We start from the raw sequence: 16,921 nt of genomic DNA, 5'->3' as shown, positions 1-16,921 counted from the left end.
CCGCCGCGGAGACCCCTGCGCCCTCGGGCCGGTATCCGTCCAATTCTCCTCCCGCCCGCGCACGCATCGCGATACGGGCAACTCGGCCCCCGTTCCCTGCTGAGTGATCCGTCCCATCAAGAGCGGCTGCACAGCGGCCACGTTCCCTGCGCCCCGCAGTTGCCTGGAACTCATCCATCCGGAAATCGGGTGGGAACGAATCGGCGGCGGGCCGCCTCTTGTTGGTATCCCTCCCCACCCGACCGTGAGAAAAGGAACACCCCTGTGCTGATACGACCGCGGCCCGACCGGAGGCCGGTATGAGCAGCGTGCGCGCACTGCTGCGGGAGATCACCGGGCTCACCGCGCTCGTCGACCGGCTCGACGCCGAGGCCGACCTCATCACCTCCGGGGTCGACTCCGGAGACCTGATCCGCCTGGTCGTCCGCCTGGAGGAAGAGCGGGGAGCGGAGATCTCCGCCGAGGAACTCGACGGCCTCACCACCATCGCGGCCTTCGAGCGGCTGCTGCACACCGGCGGCGCGGCCGCGGCGTACGGGGAGGCCACGGCGTGAGCACCTCCCTGCACACGCGCCCCACCCCGGCCGCACCCGCCTGGACACCCGGCGACTGGCGCCGGGCTCCCGCCGCCCAGCAGCCCGCCTGGCCGTACGAGCCCGCCGTCGCCGCCGTCCGCCGGGAACTGGCCGCGCTGCCCGGGCTGGTCACCGCATCCGAGACGTACACCCTGCGCCGGGAGCTCGCGAGGGCTGCGCAGGCCCGCGCCTTCGTGGTGCAGGCCGGCGACTGCGCCGAGACCTTCGACGGCCCCGACCCGGCCCGCCTGGAGGCGCGGATCGACCTGTTCCGGACGGTCTGCCGCACCATCGGCGACGCCCTCGGCATGCCCGTCGTCCCCGTCGGCCGGATCGCCGGACAGTACGCCAAGCCGCGCTCCTCACCCGTGGAGCTCGTGGACGGCGTCGAACTCCCCTCCTTCCGCGGCCACTTGGTCAACGACCCCGAACCGGTCGCCGCCCTGCGCGCACCCGACCCCGACCGGATGCGCCGGGGCTACGAGCACGCGGCCGCCACCCTCGGCCTGCTGCGCTCCTCCTCCGCGTACGGCAACACCATGCGCGGCCACTGGGGCACGGGCACCCCCGCGGTGTGGACCAGCCACGAGGCCCTGCTGCTCGACTACGAGGAGCCCCTGGTGCGCCGGGACTGCGACAGCGACGACTGGGTGCTCACCTCCACCCACCTGCCGTGGATCGGGGAGCGTACCCGCCGGCCGGACGGCGCCCACGTCCGCTTCCTGTCCGGCATCGTCAATCCGGTCGGCTGCAAGGTCGGCCCCGCCACCACGCCCGAGGACCTGCTCGCGGTGTGCGCGGCCCTGGACCCCGGCCGGCAGCCCGGCCGCCTGACCCTGATCGCCCGGATGGGCGCCGACGAGGTGGCCCGCAGGCTGCCCGGGCTGGTGGCGGCCGTGGCCCGGGCCGGCCACCCGGTGCTCTGGATGTGCGATCCGATGCACGGCAACACGGTGCAGGCGCCCACCGGGCACAAGACCCGCCACATGGCCGCCGTCCTCGCCGAACTGGAGGGCTTCTTCACCGCGGTGCGCGGCGCCGGCGGCTGGCCCGGCGGCATCCACCTGGAGTCCACCGCGGAAGCCGTCACCGAATGCGTGGGCGGCGCGTGCGGGATCACCGAGGAGGACCTGCCGCACCACTACGCGACCGCCTGCGACCCACGGCTCAACGGCGACCAGACCCGCGAGGTCGCGCGGCACGTCGCCGCGCTCGCCCACCGGCCCTGAGCCATGAACCGCCCGGCACGGGCGGCACAGCCCTGGAGACAGACATGTGGATGACGCACATCCTGGAACGCAACCGGAGCTTCCATCCGGACAGGACGGCCCTGGCCGACGAACGCCGCTCGGTGACCTGGGCCGAGCTCGAGAACCGGGTCGAGAACCTGGCCGGCGGCCTGCTCGGCCTCGGCGTCCGCCCCGGCGACCGGGTCGCGGTCCTGTCCAAGGACCGCATCGAGGTCCTGGAGACCTACTTCGCCCTGGCCCGGATCGGCGCCGCCTTCGTCCCCCTCAACCACGGCCTCACCCGCGGGGAGCTCACCGGCATCCTCGACCGGGCCCGGGTCGGCGCGATCATCGGCGAGGCCGAACTCATCGCCCGCGCCGAGGCGCTCGGCCTGCCGCTGTCCCTGCCCTACGAGAGCGACCACTACGCCGCGCTCGCCCGGACGGCGTACGACGGGCCGCTGCCCGACGTCCACCCCGACGACATCCTGGCCCTCTTCCACACCTCGGCCACCACCGGCCACCCCAAGGCCGTGGTGCTCAGCCACCGCTCCCTGATGAACGTCTCGCTGGGCTGGCTCGCCGTCGCCGAACCCACCGACGACATGGTGATGGTCAACGCCTGCCCGCTGTTCCACGGCAGCTTCGGCATGTCGGTGACCTACCTCGCGGCCGGCGCCACCGTCGTGCTCATGCCCGGCTTCACCCCACAGCGCTTCCTGCGGGCCGTCGAGACGCACCGGGCCACCCACGCCTGGCTCGTCCCGGAGATGCTCGGCTTCCTGCTGCGCACCGCCGCCACCGCCCGCACCGACCTCTCCAGCCTGCGCGAGATCATGTACGGCGCGGCGCCCATGCCCGTACCGCTGTACCGGGACGCCGCCCGCACCCTCGGCTGCGGATTCCGCCAGGTGTACGGCATGACCGAGGTCGGCGGCAGCCTGGCCACGCTGGCGCCGGGCGAGCACCCCTCCCCGCAGGACGACACCGTCGAGACGCTGCCCACCGGCCGGCCCGTGCCCGGGATGTCCGTACGGATCGTGGACCGCGCGGGGCGGGAGCTGCCGGCCGGCGAGATCGGCGAGGTGTGCGTGCGCGGGGACGACCTGATGCGCGGCTACTGGGCCGACCCGGGCGGCACCGCCAAGGTGATCCGCGGCGGCTGGCTGCACACCGGCGACCTCGGCCTCGTCGACGCCCGCGGCTACCTCTGGCTCACCGACCGGATCAAGGACGTCATCATCCGCGGCGGCCAGAACATCTACCCCGCCGAACTGGAGCGCGTCCTGCGCGGACACCCGGCCGTCGCCGACGCGGCCGTGGTGGCCGTCCCCGACGCGGACTGGGGCCAGCTCCCCCTGGCCTACGTGGTCAGGCAGCCCGGCGCCGACTGCACCGAGCAGGAGCTGCTGGAGCTCCTGGTGGCCGAACTCGCCCCGTACAAGCGCCCCCGCGGCATCCGCTTCATCGACACACTGCCCACCACGGCCTCCGGCAAGGTGCTCAAGCGCGTGCTGCGCGAGCTCGCCGAGGCCGCCACCACAGCCGGAGACGCTCGGTGACGTACACCCTGTTGGTCGACAACCACGACTCCTACACCTACAACCTGTTCCAGCTGATCGCCGAGGTCAACGGCCGGGAACCGCTGGTGCTGCGCAACGACGACCCGCGCTGGGAGGACCTCGACCTCGGCGCCTTCGACAACGCCGTCGTCTCCCCGGGCCCCGGACACCCCGGACGCCGCCGCGACTTCGGCCACTCGGTGCTGCCGCTGTACCACCCCGACCTCCCGGTCCTCGGGGTCTGCCTCGGCCACCAGGGCATCGGCCTGCACACCGGCGCCCCCGTCACCCCCGCACCCGAGCCCCGCCACGGCCACCTCGCCCGGATCCGGCACGACGGCACCGGCCTGTTCGCGGGCGTGCCCCAGGACTTCACGGCCGTGCGCTACCACTCGCTGCGCCTGAGCGAGCCGCTCCCGGCCGGGCTGGAGGCGACCGCCTGGGCCGAGGACGGGGTCGTGATGGCCATCCGCTCCACCGAACGGCCGCACTGGGGCGTCCAGTTCCACCCGGAGTCCATCGCCAGCGAGCACGGCCGCACCCTCCTCGCCAACTTCCGCGACCTCGCCCGGGCCCACCGCAGCTCCCGCCGCATCCCCCCAGCGCAGCCGCAGCCGCAGCCGCAGCCCCAGCCGCAGTCCCCGGCCGCGCCGTCCGCGGCCCGCGCCGACACCGGCTGGCGGGTGCACGTACGCACCCTGCCGGCGGCCGTGGACACCGAGCGGACCTTCACCGCCCTGTACGCGGACTCCGCGCACGCCTTCTGGCTCGACAGCAGCATGACCGCCCCCGGCCTGTCCCGCTTCTCCTTCCTCGGCGACGCCGCCGGCCCGCACAGCGAGGTCCTCACCTACCGCGTCGGCGACGGCTCGGTCCTGGTCGAGCCCGCGCAGGGCGCCCCGTACCGCGAGCCGGGCACCGTCTTCGACGTACTGGACGCCCGCCTCGCCGCCCGCCGGGTGGAGGCCCCGGACCTGCCGTTCGACCTCCCGGGCGGCTACGTCGGCTACTTCGGGTACGAGCTGAAGGCCGACTGCGGCGCGCCGAACCGCCACACCGCCGCCACCCCCGACGCGGTCTGGCAGTTCGCCGACCGGCTGATCGTCGTCGACCACCAGGAGGACCGCACCTACCTCATCGCGCTCGCCCCGGACACCCCCGAGGACGCGCAGGAGGCCGAGGCCTGGCTGCAGCACACCCACGCCGCCCTCCGCGCCCCGACCGCATCCGCCGCCCCCGACCGGCCCGCCGCCGCCGTGCCCGTCGCGGCCTCCCCGGCGGACTTCCTCGGCCGCGGCCCCGTGCAGTACGTACGCGACATCGAGACCTGCCAGGAACAGCTGCGGGCCGGCGAGAGCTACGAGATCTGCCTCACCGACACCCTCGAGATCTCCCCGCCCGCCGACGACCTCGCCTACTACCTGCGCCTGCGCCGCATCAACCCCGCCCCGTACGCGGCCCTCCTGCGCCACCCCGGCCTCACCGTCGCCAGCGCCTCACCGGAGCGCTTCCTGCGCATCGACGCCGACGGCTGGGTGGAGAGCAAGCCCATCAAGGGCACGGCCCCGCGCAGCAGCGACCCCGTCCTGGACGAGCAGCTGCGCGACGAACTCGCCGCCAGCCCCAAGACCCGCGCCGAGAACCTGATGATCGTGGACCTGCTCCGCAACGACCTCGGCACCGTGTGCGAGGTGGGCAGCGTCAGCGTGCCGCGCTTCATGGCGACCGAGTCGTACGCGACCGTGCACCAGCTGGTCTCCACGATCCGCGGGCGGCTGCGCGAGGACACCGGCACGATCGGCTGCGTCCGCGCCTGCTTCCCCGGCGGTTCGATGACCGGAGCCCCTAAACTGCGCACGATGGAGATCATCGACAGCCTCGAGGACGCCGCCCGCGGCGTGTACTCCGGCGCCCTCGGCTACCTCGGCCTCGGCGGCGCCGCCGACCTGAGCATCGTGATCCGCACGGCGACGATCCTGCCCGACCGGATGACGGTGGGAGCGGGCGGCGCCATCGTCCTGGACTCCGACCCGCACGCGGAGCTCGACGAGATGCTCCTCAAGGCCTCCGTTCCGCTGCGGGCCCTGGAGCAGGCCCCGCAGCGCCAGCCCCAGGCGATCTGACGACATGACGAACCCGCACGGGCTGCTGGCCTGGAACAGCAGGCAGCGCGTCCTGCACCCGCACGAGGACACCGCGCCCGCCGCCGAACTCGCCGTCGCTGATTCGTGGCTGGTCGAGGACGGCCGGGTGCGCGCGCTCGACCTCCACTTCGACCGGTTCTCCCGCTCCTGCACGCAGCACGCGGGCGCCGCACCGGCCGAGGTGGCCGCGTTCCTCACCGCCGTCCGCGAGGCCCTGCCGGCCCGCGGCCGGTGGTTCCCCCGGATCGAACTCACCGGCGGGGCCGGGGCGCAGCTGCAGCTCGCGCTGCGGCTGAGGCCCGCCCCGCCGCCCGGCGGCCCCGCCCGGCTGTGGGTGTACGAGGGCCCTGATCCGCGGGCCCACCCGCGGATCAAGGGCCCGGACCTGCAACTGCTCGCCGCCGTACGCGAGGGGGCCGTCCGGGCCGGCTGCGACGAGGCGCTGCTGCTGGGCCCGGACGGGGAGCTCCGCGAGGGTGCGTACAGCAGTGTCCTGTGGTGGCACGGCGGTGTGCTGTGCGCGCCGCCGGCCGAGGCGCAGGTGCTCCCGGGCGTGACCCGGCAGCTGCTGCTGGACCTCGCGCGGGCCGAGGGCCGCACGGTCCGCCTGGCCCCCGCCCGCCTCGGCGACCTGGACGGCGCGGAGGTCTGGATCACCAGCGCGCTGCACGGGATCCGCCCGGTCACCGGCCGGATCGGCGCGGCCGCCGTCCCGGCCCCCGCGCACCGCTTCGCCGCCTGGAACGCCCGCCTGGCCGCCCTGGCCCGGCCGGTCCGTTGATTGAACCTTCGCGGGAACGATTCGGCGTGGCGGCTTCTCTTCTCCTGTGACAGCGATGAAGGCCGAGTGTCGTCGGGGGACACGGGTGTACTACCCATGGGTACGATACGATCGCGGGCTGCATCGGACGCCGCACCCATTCCCCGGAGGCATGAGGTTGAACAACCAAGCCTGGCCCGTTGCCGAACTCGACCCGGTGCGTCGACTTCGCGTCATGGCGGCATCCGTCGCGGGGACGACCCATATCGAGACCCATCTGTCCGCACCGCCGGAGACCGTCTGGGGCGTCGTCGGCGACCTCGAGGGAGAGCTCCCGCACATCCTTCCGGACGTCCGCACCATGCGCGTGGTCCGCGGCAGCATCATCGATCCGCGCTTCGAGGCGCTCGCGACCGGCTACCTGGGCCAGCGCGCCCGCTTCGACGTGCTCATGGAGCCGGGCTACTGCTGGATGCAGAGCCGCTTCCTGCTCGGCGGCTTCGCGGCCGTCGCCGAGGACGGCGGTACCCGTCTCGGCTTCCTCGGCGGCTTCCGCTTCCCCGGCATCAAGACGCTCAGCCCCGCCCTGCACCGCCCGGGCCACGCCTTCGCCAAGCTGGTGGTGCGCCGCATCGAGGGCCGCGTCCAGGCGGCCCGCTCCCGCCGGCCCGCGGCGTAACCAACACCCCTGCGGCCCCTGCCCACCCGGCCCCGCGCCGCCCCTTGCCCGTCAACGGCAGGGGGACGCGGGGCCGTTGCGCTAGTCCGGCACAGCCGGCCGGGTCAGGCACGGCCGCCCAGGTCAGGCACGGCTGGCCGCAGCGCGGGATTCCGGCGCTCCACCCCGCGGCTCCACGACCCAGGTGAGGACCCCGCCCTCCACGGGCAGCACCTCCACCCGCACCACCGGCCCGGGGCACCCCCGTACCCGGGCCAGGAACCCGGAGCCGCACGGAGCGAGAACGACGTCCCGCAACCTGGTCAGAGAAGTCAGCGGGACGAGCGCCTTGAACGCGGCCTCCTTGCCGGAGAACGCCGCGAGCAACCGCCCGTCCCCGGAGCCGAGCAGGCGCCGCTCCTCCTCGTCGAGCACATGCCGGGCGGCCCCCGGCGCCAGCGCCCCGAACTCCAGGTCCACCCCCAGCGCCACGTACCGCGAGGCGGGCGCGGCGAGCGCAACGGCCAGCCCCGAGGAATGGGTGAGACTCCCGACCACCCCCTCCGGAAAGACCGGCCGGCCGTCCGCCCCGACCACGACCGGCCCGGTCGGCAACGGCACCCCCGCCTCCTGCACCGCCCGCCGCGCGGCCCGCCGCCCCAACAGGAAATCGGCCCGCCGCTCGGGCGTCAGCCCCTCGGCCGCCTCCCGCTCCAGCGGATGCACCGCACCCGGGCCCTCCCCTTCCCACCCCGCCACGACCCCGATCCCCACACCCGGAACCCGCCACCGCCCGAGCAGGAAATGCGTACGCCGCAGCACGAGACCGTCCCCCACACCCACCACAACACCCCTCCCCGAACGCCGTTGCTAACCTAAGCCAGCGCCGATCGAAGAGGTGTTCCATGCAGAACGGCATGCGCGCGGTGGTGGTCGGGGCAGGAATTGGCGGCCTCACCGCAGCCCTGGCCCTGCACCGCCGGGGCTGGCACGTCACGCTCTGCGAACGCGCCCCCGAAGCCCCCACCACCGGCGCCGGAATCGGCCTCGCCCCCAACGCCCTGCGCGCCCTGGCCGCCATCGGCACCGACGCGGCCCGAGCCGCCGGAACCGCCGTCCCCGCCGCCATGGGCGTGCGCCGCCCGGACGGCCGCTGGCTGCTGCACACCGCCACCGCCGACCTGGCCTCCCGCTACGGGATCCCCCCGATCGCCGTCGCCCGACCGGCCTTCACCGCAGCCCTGGCAGCCGCTCTGCCGCCCGACACCATCCGTTTCGCCACCACGGTGACCACCGTCGACCACGCCACCACCGGCCCCTTGGTCCGTACGGAGCAGGGCACGGCCCTCCCCGCGGAGCTGGTGGTGGCCGCGGACGGCATCCACAGCCCCCTGCGCCGCGGGTTCTTCCCGTCCCACCCGGGCCTGCACTACACCGGTGAAACCGCGTGGCGCACCCTCCTGGACGCCCCGGACCTGCGGGTACCGGCGATGAGCGAGACCTGGGGCCGGGGCGAGCGGTTCGGGATCACCCCGCTCTCGGACGGCCGCCTGTACCTCTACGCCACCGCGGTCCTCCCGGCCGGCACCCGCCCGTCCGATCCCCGGGCCGAACTCGTGCGCCGCTTCGGCGCCTGGCACGACCCGATCCCGGACCTGCTGGACCGCGTGGGCCGCCTGGACCCCGCCGCCGTCCTCCAGAACGACCTGCACGACCTCGCCGCCCCGCTGCCCGCCCTCCACCACGGCCGCATCGCCTGGCTCGGCGACGCCGCCCACGCCATGGCCCCCAACCTCGGCCAGGGCGGCTGCCAGGCCATCGAGGACGCGGCGGTCCTGGCCCACCTCCTCCCGCCCGGCGACGCCCCGGACGCCCAGGACGCCGTCCCGGCAGCCCTGGCCGCCTACACCGCGGCCCGCCGCGCACGCACCGACGCGATCCGCCTGCGCGCCCGCAGGGCCGGCCGCCTGGGAGCCCTGCGCAACCCGGTGGCGGCAGCCGCCCGCAACGCAGCGGTCCAGGCCACCCCCACCCCCCTGGCCCTGCGCGGCCTCGACGACCTCTTCAACGGCTTCCGCCTCCCCACGTAGCAGAGCGGGCGTCGCGGTCCGCGGCCGACCGGCCCGCCGGATCAGCCCATCAGCAGCAGCCGCGTCTGCGGAACGAGCTTCCGGTTCACGCTGGTGCTCTGCACGAAGATCGTGAACTCGTCGTTGTGGTCCGGCTTGACGCGGACCTCGGCATCCGGCAGGCCGAGCAGCGCCCGGGCCTCGGGCCCCGTGTACACCCGGTCCGTCTTCTTCTCCAGCACCGCGATCTGCTTGCGCGCCTGGATCTTCTCCGACTTGCTCAGCTGGTAGAAGGCACCGCCCGTACGGTAGGTGTGCCCGCTTTCCACGATCCAGTCCCGGATCGCCGCTGCACGGTCCACGGAAAGCAGCTGATATCCCGACGGATCCGCGGGCCGGAGACCGGCTGCCTCGATCGTGTCCTTGTTGACGGTCTCCGCGCCCGTGGAGAACATCGCCCGCGTTCCCCGGATTCCCTTGCTGCGGCCCACCATGAATTTCTCGGTGGCCTGCTTGATGACCTCTCCGGCCTCCTGCAGCCCCTGCGTGCTCGTGGCGTCCCAGACGGCGATGTTGTCCTTCGGGAATCCGTACTGCATGGCCTCCCGCTTGCCCATCTGGTCCGGCACGAGCACGGCCAGCGTCCAGTTGTCCGCCTGCGTCTCGATCATCGTGGCCACGGCCTGTACCAGCTCGCGGGGCTTGCGGGACGGGGCGTCGGGGCAGTGGTGGCTCGCGTTCTCCTGGCCGTCGGTCAGCACGAACGTCAGAAAGCTGTGGTCGCCGTACAGCTGGGCCGTCTGCGCCAGCTCCCGCTGCGACTTCAGCGCGGCCGCCAGCAGGGCCGTCATCCCGCCGGTCCGGTAGAGCTGCTTCAGGGACGGCATCCGCAGCACGTCCTTGTCGTAGATGACGCATTCCACGGTATTGGAGAAGACGTACACCGTGACACGGGTCTCCTGGTCCAGTTCCCTGGACCGGCGGGCGAGATAAGCGATCTGCTCATCGGCGACATCGACGACCTTGCCGCTCAGGTGCGACATGGAAGAACTGGCATCCAGCACCAGGGCGACGTGATTGATGTAATTCTGCTTCCCGGCCATATCGGCTCCCCCTCATTTCCGAAGCGATGGATCCACCTTCTCACCCACCACTGACAATTGATCCCGGCTCAGCGGCGCACGCCCGGGGCGGTGCCGGCGTGGGCACCGGCGAGGAGATGGCGGCCGGGTCCGCAGTCCAGGAGGCAGCCGCCCGCCTGCTCCGCATCGCGCCCCCAGGTCCCGTACGCCGCCACGCGCCCGGCGCGCACCTCGTGCAACCCGGCCCGCCTCAGCAGCGAGGCCGCCGCCCCGGGGCCCGCGAGGGAGAACATGCCGGGCCCGCCGGCCTTGCCGAAGCCCTCCAGCGGCAGCAGGTCGCCGAGGGCGGCCGGGGCGGTCAGCCACTGGTTGCCCTGTGGCTCGGCGGCAGCCGGCAGGGCGACGCGGCCGCCCGGGCGCAGCGCAGCGGCGATATGGGCGAACGCGGCGGCGGGATCGGCGAAGAACATGATGCCGAAGCGGCTGATGGCCAGATCGAAGGAGCCGCGGGGGAACGGGTGCACCTGGGCGTCGCCCCCGCACCGCAGCCGACGTCGAGGACGCGCTCGCCCGCCCCGATGCCGACGGCGTCCACCAGAGGCCGGTCGAAGCCGGCGTTGACGGCATCCCACCGGGCCTCGAGCTCCGCCCAGTGGGCGCCCTTGTAGCCGTTCCAGGCCCCCGCCTGCGCGGTGTTGGCGATGGGGTGCTCCCCTTCCCCCCAGGAGGACTTGGTGTCACCACGCGGAGTGGCCATCCCCGATCTGCGCGAACGGCTCTTCGACGCGGCCGAGCGGGTCCTGGCCCGCGACGGGGCCGCTGCCCTGACCCAGCCGGGCGGTCACGGCGGAAGCCGGCTGCGCCAAGGGAGTGCTGCTCGCGCACTTCGCCGGGCTGGACGAGTTCGTCGCCGAACTGGTGCTGGACCGCGTCACCCGCACCGCCGCCCGGGCCGCCACCCTCCCCGCGAGGCCGGCACCGACACCGTCACCGGCAACCTGCCGGCCTCGGCGGTGCTCAGCCTGGATCCCGGGGTCGTTGGTGACCCGCCCGGCGGCAGCGCTGCGCGTGCGCGAGGCCATGGGCCGCGGGAGCGCCCGGCTTCGACGCGATCCAGGCCTCGATCGAGGCCTACCTGCGCGCCGAACAGCGCCTGGACCGCGTCGGAGGGGATCCTCGACCCCGACCCGGTCGCCCCGGCCCTGGTCGCCACTCTGCACCACCTGCTGATGACGGCCCCCGGGCACCCGGTACCCCCGGGACCGCATGGAGCGCCTGATCCGCGCATGGATGGCCTTCTCGTGAGGTTCGTGATCGTTCTTGCCTGATTCGGCAAGAACGATCATGGATGAGCGATTCCGGCAATCACCCCGGACATGCGTGATTACGCGGCAATTCCTCCGGAGATCGCCCTCGCGCGGATTCAGTAATTCCGCATATTGTGAGGCCGTTCCCCTTAACTCAGATGAACCTCAAATAATCGAAGATCGATTGACGCGTTGTGGCGATCTCGTGCACTCTTCTGGAGCGCGGCCCGCGGGGTTCGAAGAGGTGGGCGCGTAATACACGAGCGAGTCATGGAAAGCCAAGGGGAGAGAAAAGTCAGCATGCGCTCTGCAATCAGAAGAGGTATCAGCACCACCGCCGGCGTCGCTCTTGCCGGAATCGCTCTTGCAATGCTGCCCGGATCGGCCCAGGCCGACGACTCCCTGGTCTCGCAGGCTTCCCGGATCGCCAAGTACCAGGCCTACCTCGCAATGAAGTCGGCGCAGGGGGACGAGCAGGCCAAGGAGACCGCCGAGGGGTTCTCGGCCCTTTCGACCACTCAGAAGTCCCGTTTCCTCGACCTCCTCGAAGACCGCTCCCTGATGACCAAGTTCTTCGAGACGGCCGAGTCCGCCCCGGCCGTCGCGGGCACCACGCTGGCGGTGATGGCGGGCGGCGACGTCGTGGTGGAGCGCGAGTCCGCCGGCGCCGTCGACGACGCTTCCCCCAACAGCACCTCGGCGCTGCGGGCCGCCGGCTACCACGACATGTGGGCCTCGTACGCGGTCACCGACAAGTTCCTGGGCGTCAAGGTCGCGCGGGTCTCGGTGAGGACCAACTACCAGGTCAAGGGCAAGGACACCACGAAGGTGTACCCGGGTAGCGCGTACCACTACCTCTACGTGCCGGGATGCGACTTCTCCCACAGCCCGGTGAAGGAATGGATCTCCTCGCCGCCGGCCGACAACGCCCAGAGCGAGACCACCTGGACGGCATCGTGCTGGGGCAGCTCGTGGGACAAGAGGGAGCGCGTCTGGGGTGACTACCGCGGCTTCGTGGGCGGTTACCTGAAGGACGAGTAATCCGAATATCCCGTACTGTCGAAGGCGGAGCCGGCAGTCGGGAAACGCGCGGAATATCCGTGACTCCGGTTCTCTGAAACCGGCGTGGCCGACGGATTTCTGCTGCACTTCCCACCTGCCCGGGTGATTGCCATGCAATCACCCGGGCTTTGGTGATTTCAGGCATCGGCATCGGCATCGGCATCGGCATCAGCATCGGCCTCGGCCGGCCGCCCTCGCCCGAATCTGCTCCGGCCCCGGCGGCTCGCCCGTTCGGCGGACATAACCCGGGGCGCGGGGAGTCGCCGCCCGGAGCGGATACAGATGTTCCGCACCCGCCCCCTCGTCGTCCCGGGAGACTCCGATGACCTGCATCAGCCGACGCGACCTCGCCCTGCTGGCCCTGCGCGCCGGAACGGGAGCCGTGCTCATGGCGCACGGTACGCAGAAGCTGTTCGGCTGGTTCGGGGGCGGCGGCCTGGACGGGACCGCGGCGGCGATGGAGCACATGGGCTTCACCCCGGGCCGGCGCAGCGCCCTGGCCGCCGGTCTGGGCGAGACCGGCGGCGGGGCGTTGCTCGTCCTGGGTCTGGCCACCCCGGCCGCGGGCGCCGCTGCGGCGGGTGCCATGGCGGGCGCGGTGTCCGTCCATGCTCCGGCCGGTTTCTTCGCCCAGGCCGGCGGGTTCGAGTACCCGGCGTTCCTCGGGTTCACCGCGGCCACTATCGGCCTCGCCGGCGCGGGCCGCTACTCCCTCGACCACGCCACCGGCCACACCTTCGACCAGCGGTGGATGCTCGCCCTGGCCTTCACCGCGAGCGCGGTCGCGGCAGCCGTGGTCGTTGCCAAACGCGCGCGGGGGCAGCAGGACGCCGACGGGCCGACCGGCTGAAGGGCCGACAGGACGTCATGTCACCCGCCCACGGCGTCCACGGCGTCCACGGCCTCCTCGGCGTGCTCGGCCTCCCAGCGCAGCAGGTCCCCCGGCTGGCAGTCGAGCACCTCGCAGAGCGCGGCGAGCGTCGCGAAGCGCACCGCCTTGGCGCGGCCGTTCTTCAGCACCGCCAGGTTGGCGGGCGTGATGCCCACGCGGTCCGCGAGCTCGCCCACGGACATCTTCCGCCGGGCCAGCATCACGTCGATGTCGACGGCGATCGGCATCAGATCACCTCGTCCAACTCGGCCTGCATCTGCGTCGCTTCGGCGTCGCGTGCCACGGCCTGGGCGAGCAGCATCCGCAGCACGAGCACGATGAGCGCGACCCCCAGGATGGCCAGCCCGATACCGCCCATGATGACGGTGACGCCCGGGTCGTCCCGCTGGCCCGGCGCATTGACGGCCGTGACCGCGAACCACAGCAGGGCGGCCGCCACGATCGCCCGGATCACGCCGTTCACGTACCGGAAGGCGGCATGGGAGAACACGGTTCCCCGCCGCACCATCGCCACCAGCCGCCCTACGCAGACCAGGGCGACCTGGGCCGCCGCCATGCCCAGGAACACGATCACGCGCATCGGGGTCAGCGGGAGCGACCCGTCCTCCGGGTCGGTGAAGAACGCCCACACCATCATGACCTGTACGAACACGGTGCCGACGAGCACCACCCCGAGCACGGCGCGCAACGCACGCACTGCCAGATTCCCCATGACCCATCCTCCATCGAGTTACGATGGGAATCTATCGAGTTTCGATAGGTCGAGCAAGCGTTGAAGAACCCTTGCCGACGTCGTCGGCGGCGCCGGCCGCGCTCGCGCCGATCACCGCGGCCGAGCAGGAGCGCCGGGGTACGAAACCGCCCACACAAACCCTCACCGGTGCAGCGAGCCTGGCCACGCCCGATGTGCTGTTCGAGGTCGAGGCCCTCGCCGCCCCCGTCACGGAACGGCGGTGAACACCTTCCCCGGATTGAGGATCCCCGCCGGGTCCCAGACGCGCTTGATGCCGCGGTGCAGGTCCAGCACGGCCGGGCCGAGCTCGGACACCAGCCCGCGCATCTTCAGCAGCCCCACCCCGTGCTCGCCGGTGACCGTGCCGCCGAGCGCGACCGCCTCCTCGACGATCTGCTCGAAGACCTCCCGCCCCCGCGCCAGCTCACGGTCGTCGCCGCGCGGCACCACGATCATCGGGTGCAGGTTGCCGTCGCCGGCGTGCGCCAGGCTCGCGATCCGTACACCCTGCTCGCGTCCCGTGGCCTCCAGCCGGGCCAGCATCTCGGGGACGAGGGTGCGCGGGACGCAGATGTCCTCGCTGAGCACCATGCCCTGGCGTTCCAGCGCCGGATAGACCAGGCGCCGTGCCGCGAACAGGGCGTCGGCCTCGGTCTCGTCCTCCGAGCGGGCGCTCCAGGTGGCGCCTGCGGCCCGGAAGCAGGCCAGCACCGTGTCGGCCTCCTGAGCCCCGGCCTCCCCGGGCGCATCACAGCGCGCCAGCAGCAGCACGTTGCCGGTATCGCCGAGGCCGGTGTTCTTCCACTCGTCCACGGCGCGCAGGCAGTACCGGTCGACGAGCTCCAGCGCACTGGGGACGACCCCGGAGGCCACCACCCGGGCCACCGCCCGGCCCGCGGCGGGCAGGTCCTCGAAGGAGCCGACCACCGTCTGCTCGGGCGCCCGCTCTCCGCGCAGCCGCACGGTGACCTCGGTGACCAGGCCGAGCGTGCCCTCCGAACCGACCAGCAGGCCGGCCAGTTCGAAGCCCGCACTGCTCTTCGCCGTCCGACGGCCGAGCCGTACCACCTCGCCGCGGCCGGTGACCGCCTCCAGCCCGAGCACGTAGTCCCGGGTCACGCCGTATTTCACGCAGCACAGCCCGCCCGCGTTGGTGGCGACGTTCCCGCCGATGGTCGACCAGGGCGCGCTCGCCGGGTCCGGCGGGTACCACAGCCCCTCGGCGGCGCAGGCGGCCCGCAGGTCGTCGTTGACGACACCCGGCTGCACGACCGCCAGCCGCTCGTCCGCGTCGATCCGCAGGATCCGGTCCATGGCCGCGAAGGAGACCACGACGCAGCCCTCCACCGCGTTGGCCCCGCCGGACAGCCCGGTCCCGGCGCCGCGGGCGACAACGGGCACGCCGCGCTCGGCGCAGTACGCGACCACGGTGGCGACCTCCGCGGTGCTGCGCGGCTCCACTGCCGCCGCGGGCAGGACGTACGGGGCGCCGGCGGCCTCGTCGTGTGCGAACGACGCCAGCCGCACGGCGTCGGTGACCACCCGTCCGGCGGGGAGGAGCCCGGCGAGATCACAGGCTGTCGTGGTTGTCGTGCTCATAGCCGGGAGGCTCGCACCGGCCCGACGGAAGGGTCAATTGGCCCTTGGTACACGCCCGAAAGCACGTGTACCAAGGGCCAATTGCCTGGTCACAGCCCTGTCGGCAAGTCTGTTGACGCCAGGTCAGGCCGCGGGTTGCGGCCTCTACGACGGGGCTCTACGAGGGGTGGGTCAATGGCGGCAGTGGTCACCGGGATCGGGGGGTACCTCCCGCCCAGGACGGTCACGAACGACGACCTTTCGCGGACGCTCGACACGACGGACGAGTGGATCCGCACCAGGACCGGCATCCGGCAGCGCCGGGTCGTCTCCGAAGGCCTGTCGACGGGCGAACTCGCGGTACGGGCCGGTGCCCGGGCCCTGAGCTCGGCCGGGCTGAGCGGCGTCGACGCGCTCGTCGTGGCGACCACCTCGCCCGAGCGGCTCTGCCCGGCGGTCGCGCCGGAGGTCGCCTCCCGGCTCGGACTCGGCACGATCGCCGCGTTCGACCTGACGTCGGCGTGCAGCGGATTCCTCTACGGGCTCGCCACCGCGGCCGGCCTGATCGAGTCGGGCACCGCCGACACCGTGCTGTTCATCGGATCCGAGGCGTTCACCACCCTGGTGAACCCCGCCGACCGGGCCACCGCGCCGATCTTCGGCGACGGGGCGGGCGCGGTCGTCCTGCGCCGCGGGGAACCCGACGAGCCCGGCGCGCTCGGCCCGTTCGACCTCGGCAGCGACGGCGCCCTCGCGGACCTGCTGGCCATCCCGGCCGGCGGCTCCCGCCAGCGCTCCGCCGACGGCGGCCTCGGCCACGCCTCCGTCCCCACGGAGGACTGGTACCTGCGGATGGAGGGCCGGGCGCTCTACACCCAGGCCGTCGAACGGATGACGCAGTCCGCGCGCAGCGCCCTCAAGCGGGCCGACTGGTCCGTCGACGACGTCGACTGGTTCGTCGGCCACCAGGCCAACATCCGCATCGTGGCAGCGGTCGCGGAGGAGCTGGAGCTCCCCGACGAGCGGGTCGCCGTCAACATCGACCGGGTCGGCAACACCCTGGCGGCGTCCGTGCCGCTCCTCCTCAACGACTACGCCGCCCGCGGCGAACTCAAGGCGGGCCAGCGCGTGCTGCTCTCCGCCTTCGGCGCCGGCCTCTCGTGGGGCTCGACCGTCCTGGTCTGGCCCGACGTCCACGCCGAGCCGGTCGCCTGACCCCTCGCCCCAACCGACTCCCAACCGACTCCCGGCCGACCCGCCGGCCGGGCAT

The 16,921-nt window shown here is 73.0% G+C and carries 17 protein-coding genes; 11 read left to right on the top strand and 6 right to left on the bottom strand.

The annotated features are described in order from the left end of the window. Window positions 1-299: 299 nt before the first annotated feature. From ABZ924_RS02995 to ABZ924_RS02970, 6 genes are all read left to right on the top strand, one after another. Window positions 300-554, top strand: coding sequence for an acyl carrier protein (locus ABZ924_RS02995; protein WP_361903130.1), 255 nt, complete (start codon window positions 300-302; stop codon window positions 552-554). Then, entirely contained in the window at window positions 551-1,804 is a 1,254-nt protein-coding gene (locus ABZ924_RS02990) for a 3-deoxy-7-phosphoheptulonate synthase (RefSeq protein ID WP_361903127.1), read from the top strand. Before ABZ924_RS02995 ends, ABZ924_RS02990 begins: the two co-directional genes overlap by 4 nt. A 44-nt stretch (window positions 1,805-1,848) precedes the next feature. After that, window positions 1,849-3,366 carry an AMP-binding protein gene (locus tag ABZ924_RS02985; protein ID WP_361903124.1) on the top strand — a complete coding sequence of 506 codons (1,518 nt, stop codon included), beginning with the start codon at window positions 1,849-1,851 and terminating at the stop codon, window positions 3,364-3,366. After that, window positions 3,363-5,489 carry an aminodeoxychorismate synthase component I gene (gene pabB / locus ABZ924_RS02980; protein ID WP_361903121.1) on the top strand — a complete coding sequence of 709 codons (2,127 nt, stop codon included), beginning with the start codon at window positions 3,363-3,365 and terminating at the stop codon, window positions 5,487-5,489. Before ABZ924_RS02985 ends, pabB begins: the two co-directional genes overlap by 4 nt. 4 nt (window positions 5,490-5,493) lie before the next feature. Next, a complete protein-coding gene (locus tag ABZ924_RS02975; protein ID WP_361903119.1) occupies window positions 5,494-6,291 on the top strand; it encodes an aminotransferase class IV in 798 nt (265 codons plus the stop codon). A 214-nt stretch (window positions 6,292-6,505) separates the two neighbouring features. Beyond that, window positions 6,506-6,949, top strand: a complete 444-nt coding sequence (locus ABZ924_RS02970; protein ID WP_361903116.1) for an SRPBCC family protein — start codon at window positions 6,506-6,508, stop codon at window positions 6,947-6,949. 123 nt (window positions 6,950-7,072) lie between these two features. On the opposite strand, the gene ABZ924_RS02965 is transcribed toward ABZ924_RS02970, so the two are convergent. Beyond that, window positions 7,073-7,687, bottom strand: coding sequence for a hypothetical protein (locus ABZ924_RS02965; RefSeq protein WP_361903113.1), 615 nt, complete (start codon window positions 7,685-7,687; stop codon window positions 7,073-7,075). A 146-nt stretch (window positions 7,688-7,833) separates the two neighbouring features. Here ABZ924_RS02965 and ABZ924_RS02960 point away from each other — a divergent pair, with 146 nt between their 5' ends. Further along, window positions 7,834-9,018 (top strand): FAD-dependent oxidoreductase, encoded by a 1,185-nt coding sequence (locus ABZ924_RS02960; protein ID WP_361903110.1) that lies wholly within the window; start codon window positions 7,834-7,836, stop codon window positions 9,016-9,018. A 41-nt stretch (window positions 9,019-9,059) separates the two neighbouring features. Here the strand turns inward: ABZ924_RS02960 and ABZ924_RS02955 are convergent, their stop codons facing one another. Beyond that, window positions 9,060-10,100: a vWA domain-containing protein gene (locus ABZ924_RS02955; RefSeq protein ID WP_361903107.1), complete on the bottom strand. Its 1,041-nt coding sequence runs from the start codon at window positions 10,098-10,100 to the stop codon at window positions 9,060-9,062. A gap of 68 nt (window positions 10,101-10,168) precedes the next feature. Then, entirely contained in the window at window positions 10,169-10,603 is a 435-nt protein-coding gene (locus ABZ924_RS02950) for a methyltransferase domain-containing protein (RefSeq protein ID WP_361903104.1), read from the bottom strand. A 1,152-nt stretch (window positions 10,604-11,755) separates the two neighbouring features. Between ABZ924_RS02950 and ABZ924_RS02945 the strand changes: the two genes are divergently transcribed. Together ABZ924_RS02945 and ABZ924_RS02940 are read left to right on the top strand one after the other, a co-directional pair. Then, complete coding sequence (locus ABZ924_RS02945) at window positions 11,756-12,427, top strand: hypothetical protein (protein WP_361903101.1); 672 nt, start codon at window positions 11,756-11,758, stop codon at window positions 12,425-12,427. Between the two features lie 343 nt (window positions 12,428-12,770). After that, entirely contained in the window at window positions 12,771-13,298 is a 528-nt protein-coding gene (locus ABZ924_RS02940; protein ID WP_361903098.1) for a DoxX family protein, read from the top strand. A gap of 20 nt (window positions 13,299-13,318) precedes the next feature. On the opposite strand, the gene ABZ924_RS02935 is transcribed toward ABZ924_RS02940, so the two are convergent. Next, window positions 13,319-13,567: a helix-turn-helix transcriptional regulator gene (locus ABZ924_RS02935; RefSeq protein ID WP_361903095.1), complete on the bottom strand. Its 249-nt coding sequence runs from the start codon at window positions 13,565-13,567 to the stop codon at window positions 13,319-13,321. Further along, window positions 13,567-14,052 (bottom strand): DUF2975 domain-containing protein, encoded by a 486-nt coding sequence (locus tag ABZ924_RS02930; protein WP_361903092.1) that lies wholly within the window; start codon window positions 14,050-14,052, stop codon window positions 13,567-13,569. The genes ABZ924_RS02935 and ABZ924_RS02930 overlap by 1 nt, the downstream gene beginning before the upstream one ends. A 23-nt stretch (window positions 14,053-14,075) precedes the next feature. Between ABZ924_RS02930 and ABZ924_RS02925 the strand changes: the two genes are divergently transcribed. Further along, window positions 14,076-14,297, top strand: a complete 222-nt coding sequence (locus ABZ924_RS02925) for a hypothetical protein (protein WP_361903089.1) — start codon at window positions 14,076-14,078, stop codon at window positions 14,295-14,297. Here ABZ924_RS02925 and ABZ924_RS02920 read toward each other — a convergent pair. Then, window positions 14,281-15,672 (bottom strand): FAD-linked oxidase C-terminal domain-containing protein, encoded by a 1,392-nt coding sequence (locus tag ABZ924_RS02920; RefSeq protein WP_361903086.1) that lies wholly within the window; start codon window positions 15,670-15,672, stop codon window positions 14,281-14,283. The two genes, ABZ924_RS02925 and ABZ924_RS02920, sit on opposite strands and share 17 nt — an antisense overlap. Window positions 15,673-15,846: 174 nt before the next feature. On the opposite strand from ABZ924_RS02920, the gene ABZ924_RS02915 reads away from it, so the two are divergent. Next, entirely contained in the window at window positions 15,847-16,866 is a 1,020-nt protein-coding gene (locus tag ABZ924_RS02915; RefSeq protein WP_361903083.1) for a beta-ketoacyl-ACP synthase III, read from the top strand. Window positions 16,867-16,921 lie beyond the last annotated feature (55 nt).

This window comes from Streptomyces sp. NPDC046876 (assembly GCF_040645035.1).
Taxonomy (GTDB): Bacteria; Actinomycetota; Actinomycetes; order Streptomycetales; family Streptomycetaceae; genus Streptomyces.
The sequence above is the reverse complement of the archived record's forward strand: the minus strand, read 5'-3'. Positions and strand labels throughout refer to the sequence as shown.